At 59.4% G+C, this 13234-nt stretch carries 17 protein-coding genes; 9 read left to right on the top strand and 8 right to left on the bottom strand.

The features are described from left to right. Positions 1-107 precede the first annotated feature (107 nt). The 5 genes from GGD67_RS17770 (at position 108) to GGD67_RS17750 (ending at position 3064) form a co-directional block, all read left to right on the top strand. Positions 108-692: a hypothetical protein gene (locus GGD67_RS17770; RefSeq protein WP_179734610.1), complete on the top strand. Its 585-nt coding sequence runs from the start codon at positions 108-110 to the stop codon at positions 690-692. A 127-nt stretch (positions 693-819) separates the two neighbouring features. Continuing rightward, the gene (locus tag GGD67_RS17765) at positions 820-1284 is read left to right on the top strand and encodes a mobile mystery protein A (protein ID WP_179734608.1); all 465 of its coding nucleotides are present in this window, start codon (positions 820-822) and stop codon (positions 1282-1284) included. After that, a complete protein-coding gene (locus GGD67_RS17760) occupies positions 1271-1870 on the top strand; it encodes a mobile mystery protein B (RefSeq protein WP_179734606.1) in 600 nt (199 codons plus the stop codon). Before GGD67_RS17765 ends, GGD67_RS17760 begins: the two co-directional genes overlap by 14 nt. A gap of 4 nt (positions 1871-1874) precedes the next feature. Then, entirely contained in the window at positions 1875-2135 is a 261-nt protein-coding gene (locus GGD67_RS17755) for a hypothetical protein (RefSeq protein WP_179734604.1), read from the top strand. 221 nt (positions 2136-2356) lie between these two features. After that, positions 2357-3064: a hypothetical protein gene (locus GGD67_RS17750; protein WP_179734602.1), complete on the top strand. Its 708-nt coding sequence runs from the start codon at positions 2357-2359 to the stop codon at positions 3062-3064. A gap of 73 nt (positions 3065-3137) precedes the next feature. Here GGD67_RS17750 and GGD67_RS17745 read toward each other — a convergent pair whose 3' ends face one another. The 6 genes from GGD67_RS17745 to GGD67_RS17720 all read right to left on the bottom strand — a co-directional run bounded on the left by GGD67_RS17745 (position 3138) and on the right by GGD67_RS17720 (position 8856). Then, positions 3138-4352 carry a TIR domain-containing protein gene (locus GGD67_RS17745; RefSeq protein WP_246790828.1) on the bottom strand — a complete coding sequence of 405 codons (1215 nt, stop codon included), beginning with the start codon at positions 4350-4352 and terminating at the stop codon, positions 3138-3140. Positions 4353-4503: 151 nt separating this feature from the next. Then, on the bottom strand, positions 4504-6951 hold the full coding sequence (locus GGD67_RS17740; protein ID WP_179734600.1) for an AAA family ATPase: 2448 nt from the start codon (positions 6949-6951) through the stop codon (positions 4504-4506). After that, positions 6948-7124: a hypothetical protein gene (locus GGD67_RS17735; protein WP_179734598.1), complete on the bottom strand. Its 177-nt coding sequence runs from the start codon at positions 7122-7124 to the stop codon at positions 6948-6950. The genes GGD67_RS17740 and GGD67_RS17735 overlap by 4 nt, the downstream gene beginning before the upstream one ends. A 111-nt stretch (positions 7125-7235) precedes the next feature. Beyond that, positions 7236-7961 carry an SOS response-associated peptidase gene (locus GGD67_RS17730; protein WP_179734596.1) on the bottom strand — a complete coding sequence of 242 codons (726 nt, stop codon included), beginning with the start codon at positions 7959-7961 and terminating at the stop codon, positions 7236-7238. 3 nt (positions 7962-7964) lie between these two features. Next, positions 7965-8414 carry a hypothetical protein gene (locus GGD67_RS17725; RefSeq protein WP_179734594.1) on the bottom strand — a complete coding sequence of 150 codons (450 nt, stop codon included), beginning with the start codon at positions 8412-8414 and terminating at the stop codon, positions 7965-7967. 46 nt (positions 8415-8460) lie between these two features. Next, positions 8461-8856, bottom strand: coding sequence for a hypothetical protein (locus GGD67_RS17720; protein WP_179734592.1), 396 nt, complete (start codon positions 8854-8856; stop codon positions 8461-8463). Between the two features lie 27 nt (positions 8857-8883). Here GGD67_RS17720 and GGD67_RS17715 point away from each other — a divergent pair, with 27 nt between their 5' ends. The 3 genes from GGD67_RS17715 to GGD67_RS17705 all read left to right on the top strand — a co-directional run bounded on the left by GGD67_RS17715 (position 8884) and on the right by GGD67_RS17705 (position 11173). Continuing rightward, positions 8884-9933 carry a Ku protein gene (locus tag GGD67_RS17715; RefSeq protein ID WP_246790827.1) on the top strand — a complete coding sequence of 350 codons (1050 nt, stop codon included), beginning with the start codon at positions 8884-8886 and terminating at the stop codon, positions 9931-9933. Between the two features lie 284 nt (positions 9934-10217). Further along, a complete protein-coding gene (locus tag GGD67_RS17710) occupies positions 10218-10712 on the top strand; it encodes an NUDIX domain-containing protein (RefSeq protein ID WP_179734590.1) in 495 nt (164 codons plus the stop codon). After that, entirely contained in the window at positions 10709-11173 is a 465-nt protein-coding gene (locus GGD67_RS17705) for a metallophosphoesterase family protein (protein WP_179735070.1), read from the top strand. Before GGD67_RS17710 ends, GGD67_RS17705 begins: the two co-directional genes overlap by 4 nt. A 54-nt stretch (positions 11174-11227) precedes the next feature. On the opposite strand, the gene ligD is transcribed toward GGD67_RS17705, so the two are convergent. Continuing rightward, on the bottom strand, positions 11228-12175 hold the full coding sequence (gene ligD, locus GGD67_RS17700; protein WP_179734588.1) for a non-homologous end-joining DNA ligase: 948 nt from the start codon (positions 12173-12175) through the stop codon (positions 11228-11230). Positions 12176-12351: 176 nt separating this feature from the next. Between ligD and GGD67_RS17695 the strand changes: the two genes are divergently transcribed. Continuing rightward, complete coding sequence (locus GGD67_RS17695) at positions 12352-12921, top strand: cell envelope biogenesis protein TolA (protein ID WP_246790826.1); 570 nt, start codon at positions 12352-12354, stop codon at positions 12919-12921. A 90-nt stretch (positions 12922-13011) separates the two neighbouring features. On the opposite strand, the gene GGD67_RS17690 is transcribed toward GGD67_RS17695, so the two are convergent. Beyond that, positions 13012-13215, bottom strand: coding sequence for a hypothetical protein (locus tag GGD67_RS17690; protein WP_179734586.1), 204 nt, complete (start codon positions 13213-13215; stop codon positions 13012-13014). Positions 13216-13234: the final 19 nt, after the last annotated feature.

The following is a 13234-nucleotide window of genomic DNA, read 5'->3' as shown; positions in this document are numbered from 1 at the left end:
CAGCACGATCATTATCAAAGAGTTCGTTCAAAACGGACCATACCTGCGTACGGCGCTATACTCGAAGGATGCGAATCGAAAGTGCGATAGTGCGAACACTGGCAATTGTGGACAAGGCGCTCCGCAGTGAGTTCGCGGATGATTTTGACAAGCGTTGCCTCTATGCGGCTTTTGCCGTGTTTGCGTTGTTGCAGGATGAAGGTTTCGACACCCGCCTTGCCGGCGGGGATTTCGTAGCGTTCGTTGTTGCCCGCTCGCGGGAGCGAGCCGGTCTGCAGGGGTTTGGCTACGGTAGCGACCAGCCCTCGCATTTCTGGGTCGAGGTTCAGAATACGATTGTCGATCTGGGGCCCCATTATCTGCCGCACGGCTCGTCCTTCGCGGCGGCCGCCATGCCGCTGGTGGCGTGGCAGATCTCTGATGGGCTACCGGTGTATCTGCGGTATCGTACGCATACGCGTTACGATCCTGCCGTACAGCTGCAATCCTTTCCCGACGCGATGGCGCGGAAGGATCGCTTCGTTGCCCGATGCCGCGCGAAGTATGCCGCCCAACGTGGTCAGCCGCGGCTGCCATCCTGGCTGCTGACTGGCCCGGTGGCATTGGAACTGGCCGCGCGTGAGGGGGACGTCTGGGCCAGGAACGCCGTTAGGTTCGCGGCTGGAATCGACAGAAGCCAGCTGCCCTTTTGAATTTCAAAGGGTTAGCGGGCAGGCTATGACCTGATTTTATTAATAGAATATCAGCCTGTCGCCTGATATAATAGCAGTGAGATCAGGCTATAACCTGACATTGATCTTCTTGAATCAGGCTACGAGTATGAAGACTGGTACACGCCACCGCGCCCGGGAAAGGCTCGACGATCGTCTCCAGTGGCTCAAGCCCGTGGCGCGGTTCCACGCGCCGCCAAAAGGGTGGGTGCGGGCCATCCGGGATGCCCTCGGCATGACGGGCGTGCAACTTGCACGAAGGCTCGCGGTTCGGCCGCAGAGCGTCGAGACGCTGGAGCAATCGGAAGAGAGTGGCAGCATTCAGTTGAAGACGCTGCGGCGCGCGGCAGAGGCCCTCGACTGCACGCTTGTCTATGCGCTTGTACCAAACGACACCCTTGAGGGCGCCGTACGCGGGCGCGCGCGCAAGATCGCGATGCGCGAGCTTGGCCGGGTTGCTCATACGATGAGGCTCGAAGCCCAGGAGACGGCCGACGGTAACACGGAAGAGCGGATTGAGGCCTATATCCGTGACAATGTGAAGGAGCGGGATCTCTGGAATGACCGAGACTGATCTGTTTCAGGAGCCGAACGACGCGACGCCGCTCGATCCGGCGCTCCGCAGCGACCTGATTCAGACATGGGTCACAACGCGCGCCGACCTCAATGAAGCCGAGGAAGAAAACATCCTAAAAGGAGCGGTGTGGGGAGGCCGTCGCCGCGGCGGCGCCGAGGTGCTGCTCGACGAAGGCTTCTCGAAGAACCTGCACAAGCAGATGTTCGGCGAAGTGTGGAAGTGGGCGGGAAAGTATCGCCAGAAGGAACTGAACATCGGCATCGATCCGCATCTGGTTGCCGCCGAAATGCCGATGATGTTCGATAACGTGCGCTTCTGGGTAGAAAATAAGACCTTCCCGCCCGATGAAATCGCGGTGCGGCTGCATCATCGCCTGACGCAGATTCATGGCTTCCCGAACGGCAATGGCCGGCATGCGCGCATGATGGCCGATTTGTTGATCGAAAGGCTCGGCGGCAAGACCTTTACTTGGGGCAGCGGCACCATTCACGAAACTGGCGCATTGCGCGACGCCTATGTCGCTGCCCTCCAGGCAGCGGACAATCACGATTTCGCTCCGCTTATGAAGTTCGTGAGGTCGTGAAGGGATGGTGACGAAGTCGATTCCGACGAAAACGACCGGTCCTTTGCATTTCGAGGATCTGGAGCCACACCGGTTTGAAGACTTGGTGCGCCGTCTCCTCTACGATTTCAGGCAATGGCGTGAACTTGAGGCTACGGGGCGAACCGGGAGTGATGAAGGGTTCGACGCGCGCGATGAAGCTGTGCAGGGTGACTCGGCGATGGAATTGATGGCGACGACGACGATGGTGATGACGGCGGTGGGAACCGAACCGATAGCGACGTAAAGGACCGCGTCTGGCTAATTCAATGTAAGCGCGAAAAATCCATTCCGCCGAAAAAGCTGGCGGCATACCTGGATGCGCTTCCTCGCGGCCAACAGCTCTATGGAATCATCTTCGCCGCCGCATGTGATTTCTCCAAAGCAGCGCGCGATGCTTTCCGAACCAGGACCCAGGAGCGTGGGTTCCAGGAAGCATATCTTTGGGGCAAGGGCGAGTTGGAAGATATGCTCTACCAACCCAAGAATGACGACGTGTTGTTCACGTTCTTTGGCGTGTCAAAGCGGATTCGCCAGCGTTCGTTAAGCGCAGAAGTGCGCCGAAAGCTCGTCGTCAAGCGTAAGGCGCAACGATTGCTGCAGAGCTTCGGCCTGGAAGTGCTGGTGAGAGACGCCAGCGATGACCGCTATCCATATGCCGATGAAACACAGCGTGAGAAACTCAGGGCAAGACGATGGTGCATCTATCGGTACGAAGGCTGTCACCATGACGGACTGCACGTCCTAAGACACCGCCATCTCGCATTCCTCGATGATGATGGCGTGGCTTGGGATTTTGCCGAATGCATGGACGACTCCGCCCCGCACAAAAATCCCTGGCGCACAGAGGACGACGAGAAGCTTATGGATCAAGTCGCGGCCGCACGTGCCAATGCTATGACCATTTGGGACGCGCTGCCGGAGAAAAACAGGGCATGGTTTGAGGAGTACCTGGTGCTTCCATACGAATCGGTCATCGACATCGACGACAAGGGCGATGAGTGGTTCGAAGGCCCGCACATTTACGTGGGCGAGTTCGATCCGGTGCGAGGTCCATTTCGGGACTACCGACGAGTGAGGCTCTGTACTATCGGGCAATGGTCGGCGCGGCATGCGGAAGCGAACCCGGAAGCGAGAGTGAAGAAATTTCCTCGCGTTGAAGCGCTCGGTCCGTGAACGTGCACCTGCGCAAATATGAATTTGCGATCATTGGCACCCACGCTTGCACTGTCTCGATTCCCGCAAATAGTTATCTCTTCATAGCGACATTCCAATCGATATCGAATCCCGCAGCCTGCAATTCACGGCTCAGGGCCTGTTTCCACGCACCGCCGGCATCGAATGGTTCATAGACAACGCCTCCAAAGTCGGAGGGTACCTCGATATCGCCGCGCTTGAGCGCGCAGACGCGTGCTCGTCCAAGGCGGCCGATGAAATACCCTAATTCGAGCAAAACGTTTTGACGCGCGCGGGGTTGGAGATCGTCACTGTTCTTCATGCCGCCGATGTCATCTGGCGTCAGCAAAATGACGGCAAAGCCGACTTCGCCGTGTGCTTCAATCTTCTCAATGATGGTGCGGCCTTGGTTGGCCTGTTCGTGCAGAATGATCGCTTCAAACCCGAGCTGTTCAAGAAATCGAGCGACGGACTCGCGCGCGCCCTCATCGTGGCCGTGGACGATGAAGACCTTGCGCGCCGCCGGACCAGATCGGACCGGCAGCAGAGTGGCTTCTGTCGTACCCGTGGCCGTCTTGACATGCTCGATGTAATCTCGCGCAAACGGCACGATCATCTGTGCGGCCATGTTCTGTACGTTGGCCGTCAGCTTGTTCCCGGCATAGTAAAACGTGTGCGAGAAATCCATGGCCGCGTCAGGAATCTGGGCGAATCTGTCGATCAGCAGAATAACCAGGCCGAGCTCTTTCTGCGGATCGCTCGGCCATTCCAGCGTGGCGCTACCGACCATGCCGCCTTGTGTCGCTTCTCCTGACTTGATCCAGGCATCAAGATCGACATCCGCAATCAGAGCGCTCGAAATCGGTTCGAGCGTTTCCGAATGAAGCAGGCGCGACAGCTTCTTGATGTGCCGGTCGAACGTATTGAATTCGGCCGAGCGCAGATCGTTCACGGTGTTTTCGATCTGCCTAAAAATGCCTTGGTCCACGTTTTCGCCCACCGTCTTGCCTCCGTCCGTCAGTCCCGCCGCCGCTGCACGCGCTAGAATGTCTTCCTCATATTTCTGCTTGAGCTCAGCCACCAGGTTATCGACCATGGTGCTGCTCCCAAAGCCGCTCACCCTTTGGTCAATCGCCAGTTTCATGTCGGCGATGGCGCGCTCGACGCTTGTTTGATCGTGGGGATCAAAGTTGACGGTCGTGAGCTTGCCATCGAGCGCTTCGGCGACCTGGCTGAGAAGCGTCATCTCCCGCTGAAGGTCATCTAGTCCCTTGATCTTGAACCCCATGGGTGCTCCTGCGAATCACGCCGCAGCATGACCTAATCCCGATATTGAAGGGAGACATCAGCAACTGAGCAAGTGAAGGTTTGGTGTCCGTAAGTGATTGCTCGAGATAGAGAATCGCGAGGGTGACAACGCATTTACGAGAAGTGCGCGTTTACTTGGGTTTCGATTTGAGATTTAGGGTCACCTTGTTGCAGGCGCAACGCAGAGACTCGGGGATTGGTTTGGGCGAAGCGTAAAGCCAGGAGCCGCAGTCATCGCAGCGAAAGCATTCGAGCAGGTTCTTGAACGCGGCGATGACGGGTTCGAAATCCTTTTTGCCGAAATTGGCCCATTCGTTGTAATGCACGGCCTTGTTGACGGCCCACTGTTCAACGCTGCGTGCGCCATTTGACTCGGATAGCGCCGTCTTGCGGCTAAGAGCCTCCTCCTTTGCCGCGGTATTGCCCCAGGATTGGGCGGCATCCGCAGCTTTGCCGCAGAGTTCTTTCATGCGAACCAGAACGCTCGGCAGGAGTTCACCAAGCTCGTAATTTCCGTCGCTGCGGAACGCAGGCCGCGCCGCCAGCTGGTCTGCCAGGTGCCGAGACGCATATTCAAGATGATGCCGCAATCCATGGGCGGCGGTTTCGACCTTGCCGCGCGAAAGTGCGGCCGCGATTTCGTCCCAAATTTCTTCATTTGATTCGACAAGCGGACCTGTATCAACGGTCCAGCTGTGAAATGCGAGCGATGTCTTCGTGGTAACCAGACCAGCCGAGCGCATCTGCTCCGCCCAAAGGCGGTCGTGGGTCGTAATGATAAACTGGGTATTGGGGAAATACGATTTTAACAGCTTGCAGAATTGATAGCGATGTCCGGAATCGACGGACATGACCACGTCGTCGAGCAATGCAAGCGTGAAGCGATCGCCGAAAAGACGCTTCATGAGTGCCAGATAAAGACACACGCCCATCCCGTCCTGATGGCCTTCACTGTGATAGGCGCCCGGCGGAAACAGGCCGCGCTCGTAGAAATTGACGTTGAAATCCAGCTTGCCCTCGCTTGGGCTGAGCTTTGCCGTGAATTTCACTTCGTCGTCTTCGTTGACCGCCTTATAGTAAGTGCTGAAGTCCTTCTCGACACTGTCATAGAGCGCATTGAGTTCGGCCTCCATGACATCGCAGTAGGCGTCATATGCGGCTTTGCCGAGTCTGGCTGCTTTTTGGGCTGCGGTGCCTTTGCGCATCGCCTCGCGATAATCATCGAGGCGCAACTGTGCGGTCGTAAGAAAGGTATGCGCGTCTACATGGGCTGTCTGATCGGGTTTCGCGTCCACGGCGGCCTTAACACCAACAAGCATTGCGGCGAGCTGACCTGGTAGACCATGCCACCCACGTTCAAGCCGTGATTTCATGCCGACAAGGCCCTGTAGGTCGGAGACACCGCCTTTGAAGGTCTCGAGATCCTGCGCCCAGCGATCGAGCAGCAGGCGGGCGGCATCATTGTGCTCGGCTGCGATTTTGACAACTGGCGCAATGAGCCCGCTCAGCCGCGCGCTATACTGTGCGAGGGTGGAACCAGCGCCGAGCATCTCAGCTTGAAGCGTGGCGGCTTCTCCAGATTTCGACAGCTTCGTTTTCAGATGCTTGCGCAGGTGATCTTCGTCATCCCAGGAGCGATCACAGAGTGGACACTCGGCGCCGTCCAACAGTTCAAGCCCCTTCTCGATCAGAGCGCGGCGCTGAAATGCTTCCAGGAGCGAGGGATCGGCTTCAAGACGGGCGATTGTTGCCAGAATGACTGTGGCAGGTTCTGCGCCGGCAGGCCCAATCTTCTCCAAAGCGCTGGAAAGGGCTTCAAGATCGCGCAATTGGGATGCCTTGTTGAACTCTGGCAGTTTATCGCCGCCGGAAAGTCCCGCATCGAGCTTAGTATCCGCTGCAAGCGTAGCGATCTCCGGCAGCCCGAGAACCTTTCGCCGCGCATTGACCGCGCTGAGGAGGTGAGGCGCGCGGAATTCTGCAATCTGCAGGTGCCGCTGCAGCGTGTTCCGACTGGTATCGACCTGTGTCGCCGCGAGCTTTTGTGCGGATTGAAGTCTGTTAGCAGCGGTGTTCAGAGCTGCGCGCGTCTGGCCGATCTCGTCAAGCTTTAAGATCGTCTGAATCTCTTCTGACCGTTTGCTGGGTTCGATCAGGATGAAGCGTAGAATGTCGCGGCGCGACAGCGTGATTTCGGGATGCTCGGCGATTTCGTCGAAGGCCGCCCGGATATCAGGTTCGTTGGGATTGATCGCTGGCTTTTTTGGAGCGGAAACTTTGCGAGTGATGGTCGCCGTCTTCCCAAGTTCCTGGAAATGGACGGTCAGGCTGACGAAGGCTGCGTCCGGAAATTTGGCCTTATCGACATGGGGCCCATGCTCGGCCACGGACAGGCCCTTGGTGCCCGCACCGGTCAGACGACTCATCTTGCCTGTGAGCGCGAACTCGATTGCATCGATCACACCGCTCTTACCCGATCCATTGGGGCCGGATACCGAGAACGTATCCTTGCCGAACGTGATATCCAGCTTGCGGATACCACGTACCTCTTCGATATGGGCGCTCTCGAGCTTGATCATTCGATGTCACCTGCGTCATCAGACGCAAACACCTTGGCGAAATCGTCGGGCTTAGGTTTCTTATCGGCCGCCAAGAGATCGGTAATCTGCTCGATCTTTTTTGAATCGAAGTCCTCGTCCTCGGCCAATTTGGCGAGGAACTTGTCTGCAATCGTCTTCTGCAACGTGCTCATGAGCCAATCTCGGCGGATCGTAGGTTGCTGCTGAAGGGATAGTAACCTGCGCGGCGCTGCAGCATAAGGCGACCAACTGACGGGCGGCGCGCCAACCGTCGGTTTTCCCCGTCACGCCGCCGGCCCGGGCAAGTCTTCCTTGATACCGCGGGCAACGATCCGGAGCGTCTGGTCCGGAAGCGGCCGCTGCAGCTTCAGGGCCTCGTCCGGAGGTGCCGTCATCCAGGCCTCGACCTCGTCCGGCGTTGTCAGGATCACGGGCATCGCCTTCGGATGGATGGCGGCGACCTCGGTGTTTGGCTCCGTTGTGAGGAACGCGTAGAGGTCGTTTGTCGTCTCGCCTTCCTTGACCTTCCGCACGGACGTCCAATTGGTCCAGATGCCGGCGAAACAGGCGAGGGGGCGGGTCTCATCGAGCGCGAACCAGATATCACCGCCCTCGGCCTTGTTGAACTCGCTGAAGGAGTTGATCGGCACTATGCAGCGATGCTCGGGGCCGAGCCAACGGGCCCAGTGCTTGCTCTTCACGTTGCGGATGTTGGTCGTTCCGCTGTCCGGCTCCATTCTGAGCAATTCCTTGAAATCCACTGCCTTGCCTTTGGCCTGCAGCTTCTCGGCTCGCTTCTTCGTGGCGTCCATCAGCGCTTTTGACGACGACGGCATCCCCCACCGCGCCGTAGCAAGTTCTCGGCCCTCAGCCCCGTTGCGCATGATCGGCGCCTCGTAGTCGGGAAACACCCCCGGCATCGGCGCCAGATTGCCAACGTATCGGTTCACGACGCGAAACAGCGCGCTGATCGCGGCTTGGTTGGTCGTGATCGAATAGAGATTGCACATCGGTCAGGATTCGGTTCGAGGGTGGCGCGGCTGCCACGTCAACTGTAGCAGAGTCGCGGATGGACGCCGGCCCGCCTTGGCGCGTTTACGGCAGCGCAGCCGGCTGGCAAGATCATGCACGAACGTGGTCGGCGCGTACTTCATCGCCGCGAGGTCGACGTCGCTCGGCGTCTTGCAGCGCGCGCACCTGATTTCCAGCCAGGGAAAGCCTCCGTTCACGGCCTGATCGATGGTCGGCGACGGATCGATCGGTTCGCCGTCACTCCACATCCGCTCGTTCCAGCTTTCGCACAGAAGCCTGTCGGCTTGCTGGATCATAGCCTCGCCCTTGGCCCGCATCTCCGCCGATTGGGTCGCCAGCATGTTCGCCATCGCGCGTGCCTTGCCGAGCTCTTTTGCCAGAGCCTTGCGATCGCCGCCCGACAGCGGCTTGGGGTGATACTTCGGGGCCATCCAGACATCCGGGCGCAAAGAGATCGGATCGGCAAATCCAGAGCGACTACGGCGTCTCGAACGCTGGCCAGCACCCGTCTTCTTCATGTCTGCCGGTGCGCTGCTGGCAGGTGTTGTCGAGCAGCCGCTGCGCCACGTCCTTCCAGACCGCGTTGGCGCCATACAAGCGGACGGCATCGGCGGTCTGGATTTCCACGGTCCGCTGGCAGCGGCGGCAGGAGACGCGCAGCACGTGGCCCTTCATTTCCGAAAGGCGTCGCTGTCGGGCCTGGGCGACGGTCGCGCCGGCGCGAGGATCTTTGAGGACCGATTCCCAATATTCGGCCGGGAGGGGGGCATCTGGACCCGCAGCGGGCGGCGCTCGTCTACGGTCGGCTTCAGCGGCCAGTTTTTCCATCTGCTTCGGGGTAGGCATGCGCCAGCTCGCGGGTCGGTCGGTCATGCCCGAATTAGAACATAACAAGAACAAATGTCGAGTCCGACCAGGCGGCCGTTGAAGAAAATATCCTCCTGTGGGGCGGGTCCGCGATGTCGGAACCAAGCCGGGTCGTTCGTCTTGAATCCGGTATCAGTATCGGAGCTCCCCCGGCATGGCCCCCGCGCTAACTGGAAAGGCTTCCTGCGTCTTTCCCTCGTCACCTGTCCGGTCGCGCTCTATCCGGCCACCTCGGAATCCGAAAAGGTCTCGTTCAACCAGCTGAACCGAAAGACCGGCCATCGGATCAAGTACGCCAAGGTGGACGCCGACACTGGCGAGGAGGTCGACAACGAGGACATCGTCAAGGGCTACAAGGTTGATACCGATACCTTCATCGAGGTGACCAAGGAGGAGCTCGAGAACGTCGCGCTGGAATCGACGCGAACCATCGAGATCGACGAGTTCGTCGACCGCAGCGAGATCGATCCGCGATATCTCATTCGCCCCTACTACCTGCGCCCCGACGGTAAAGTCGGGCACGATGCCTTCGCCGTCATTCGGGAGACCATCCGCGAGATGAACAAGGTCGCCATCGGCCGTGTGGTGCTGACCAATCGCGAGCACATCATCGCGCTCGAGCCGCTTGATAAGGGACTGATGGGCACGCTATTGCGCTACCCCTACGAAGTCCGCTCAGCTGATGAGTATTTCGACGACATTCAGGATGTCAAAGTTACCAAGGACATGCTCGATCTCGCCAAGCACATCGTAAATCAGAAGGCGGGTCATTTCGAGCCGGACAAGTTCGAAGACCAGTACGAAACCGCGCTCATCGATCTCATTAATCAGAAGCGCGCCGGCAAACCCATCACCGCGAAAGCGCGTCCTCGAGGTGAGAACGTCGTGGATCTGATGGACGCGCTGCGCAAGAGCATCGGAAGAGAGGGGGCCGCGACTGAAGCACCCAAAAAATCGGGCAAAAAGCCGCGCAAGGCGGCGGCCGGGCAGAAGGAAATGCTGATGCCGATCGCAGGCAAGAAGCCGGCGAAGGAGACCGGGGCGAAGAAGCCGGCGGCCAAGCCGCAGCGGAAGTCGGCTTAGGTGCCGCGAAGCATCCGGTGACGCCAGACGGTCCTACTTCATTGTCCGCGGCAGGCTCTGGAGAATAGCAAATCTCATCTCAACTAGGTCACGCGAGATCATCTCGTCAGCCGTCTATTGGCGACCGGTGGGTCGGTGCGCGCGCCAGGAAGGCGCCCGACCGCGAGGCCGAAGTAACGGTGCAGGGGACGTGGACGAGGCTAAGCAGGCGCTCGGCGAGCGCGGTCCGGTATGGCGGGACGACGGCTCGCCGGCTCTCGATTGCTCTGCAAAGTAGGAGCGATATGGCTGCGGTGAAAAAGACTCCCAGGAGATCGACCTCGAGCGCGGGCATTCTCGCATACCGCAAGGGAGCGCGGGGGCTCGAGGTACTGCTCGTTCATCCCGGCGGTCCGTTCTGGCGCAACAAGGATGATGGCGCCTGGTCCATTCCTAAGGGCGAAATCGATCCCAATGATGCTCCGGAAAACGTCGCTCGGCGCGAATTCGCCGAAGAACTCGGCCCGAGTGCTTCGATTGGTCCACTCAAGGCGCTGGGGGAAGTCCGACAGCGAGGAGGGAAGCGCGTCGCCGGCGAGGGCCACTTTGATCCGGCCGCGCTGACCAGCAATACCTTCGATATCGAATGGCCGCCCCGAAGCGGTCGACGGCAGAGTTTTCTCGAGGTCGACCGCGCGGAATGGTTTGATATCGAGCTCGCGCGGACCAAGATGCTGTCCGCTCAGATAGACTTTCTCGATCGTCTTTTGGCGATCGCGGTTGAGAGCGGCGGGAAATAATGTTCAGGATTGGAATCATTTCGGACACGCACGGCCTGTTGAGGCCCGAGGCGGAACGAGGCCTGGCGGGCGTCGATCACATCATCCATGCCGGCGACATCGGGCGGCCCGAGATCGTCGACGCGCTTCGCCGGATCGCGCCCGTCACGGCCATTCGTGGAAACGTAGACAGTGGCGAGTGGGCTCGCGACTACCCCGACACGAAACTCGTACGTCTGGCGGGTAAGTCGATCTACGTTCTGCACGACCTGAAGACGCTGAAGGTCGATCCCGGCGCCGGCATCGACGTCATCATCTCCGGGCATTCCCACGTGCCGAAGATCGACACGGTCGGTGGCATTCTCTACCTGAATCCCGGCAGCGCGGGACCTCGCCGTTTCAAGCTGCCGATCACGTTTGCGACGTTCGAACTCGCACCTGACGGCATGCGACCGGAAATCCACGACGTTGGAGGCGAGTGAGTGTCGGCGGAGGGTGCGTCAATCCTTTTTGCCGGCTTTCGCCGAAGGGAAGCTCTACTTGCGCGAACGTTCTCGCTCACGCACGACGTCCTTCGCCCGCTTGTCGGACCTGAGCCCGAGGTAGACGGGCTGGCGCAGTTCGCCCTTACTCGTCCACTCGGCAAATTTGACCTCGGCAACCAACGAGGGCTTGACCCAGGTCGTGGCAGCCTCGTCCTTCACTTTGGCAGGGAAGGGTGATTTCGGGGTCGTCAGCTTCACGAGCTTGGCGTGGAGGTCTTCCAGGACCTTGTGGCTGAAGCCAGTGCCAACATGTCCGATATAGCGCCATGTGTCGTCTTCCCGCACGGCGAGGACCAGGGCGCCGAAGTATGGTCTTGTACGCCTCGGCGCCGTGAAGCCCGCGATCACCACTTCCTGCCTCTTTGCTGTCTTGATCTTCAGCCAATCCGCAGTCCGGCTTCCGGACGCATACGCGCTGTGGGCGCGCTTCGCCATGACGCCTTCCAGACCCTTCCGCTCGGCCTCGGCGAAGAATTTCGTGCCGCTCGCTTTGCGGTGGCGGCTGAAGGCGATCAGCCGGTGGCGCGGCAGGATCGCTTTGAGCCTCTCCTTGCGCTCGAGAAGAGGCTGTTTGCGCAAGTCAACTTTGTTCTGAAACATGAGATCGAAGGCGCAATACAGGAGCTTCGCTTCATGGCGCAGCGCGTTCTGAAGCAGCTGGAAATGCGAGACGCCGTCCTTTCCGATCGCGACGAGTTCGCCGTCGATCACGGCGTCGCCCTTCACGCCCTCCAGCGCTTTGGCGACCTCGACATAGCTGCGGCTGATGATCTTCCCGTTGCGGCTGTAGAGCGAAACCTTGCCCCGCCGGATTTCCGCGATCATCCGGAAGCCATCGTACTTATCCTCGAAAACCCAGTCGGGGTCGTCGAACGGCTCGTCGGTGAGCGTAGCGAGCATTGGCTGTAAGCGCTTGGGCAGGGTCGACGTCCGGCTCATTCGAGGCCAATCCTTAAGAGCACGTTGCGAAATGTATGGACGTCCTTCAAGGATTGGGGAACGCTTCGGGGCCGCGTCGTGTTCCGCGGGCATGATGGCGTGCGAGACGTTGACGATCGACGAGGGCGAGGGCGGATCAGACCGATGGCCGAAAACTGAAGACCTATCAGACCTCGTTGGGCTTCTTCGATCTTGCGATCGCCGCTCCCTCCATGAAAGCGGCCCTCGAAGCCTGGGGCGCCGACAGCAATCTCTTTAACGAGGGCGTGGCGAAGGAAAGTGACGATCCGGACGTCATCGAGGCGACTATGGCTGCGCCGGGCGTCGTTCTGAAGAGACCCGTCGGCTCCAACGGGCCATTCAGGGAGCATGCCGAGCTACCTACCGACCTCGCCGGCGGCAGTTCAAAGAAGACAAACCGCCGTCAACCGCGGAAGGCTTCCAAACGGGCCAACGACGATGCAGCCGACGGGAAGGCCGCATTTCCTTTCGAGAAGGAGCAGAAGCGACGGGAGCGCGAACGTGCCAAGGAAGAGGCCACCCGGCAGAAGGAACGCGAGCGACGGCAGCACGCCGTCGATAAGGCGCAAGGTGCCTTGGACGCCGCCCGCCGCAAGCACGAAGAAAAGGCCGCTGACATTCAACAACAGCTCGAGGCTATCGAGGAAAGCGCGAGGGACGAGGAAGCTCGTTGGGAAAAGGAGAAGGCCCGGTTGGAAGCCACGTTACGACCGGCGGGAGGTTAGGTCTCGAAGTAGACCATCTAGAGTCCTAGCATTGACCCCTGCTTTGCCGCCGAGATCGGATCGGCAATCTGAACTGCCAGGTGTCCGGTCTTAGCCGTTGCGCTCTTCGTGCAAGATGCGCTCCAGATCATCCTCGAAGATGTTCTGCGTTGCTTCGAAGAGAGCCAGGAGCTTCAGAGCTTCTGTGGTGCTTGCACCGCCATTACTGACCATCCGTTGCTGCCTTTCGACGATCTGACGTCCTCTGGCAACATGGCGACGGGCACGGATGACACGTTCGGAATCCTGAGACATTGTTGGCTCCTGCTGCAGG

Source organism: Bradyrhizobium sp. IAR9 (assembly GCF_013408065.1).
Taxonomy (GTDB): domain Bacteria; phylum Pseudomonadota; class Alphaproteobacteria; order Rhizobiales; family Xanthobacteraceae; genus Bradyrhizobium.
This window is presented reverse-complemented; position numbering and strand designations above follow the sequence as displayed.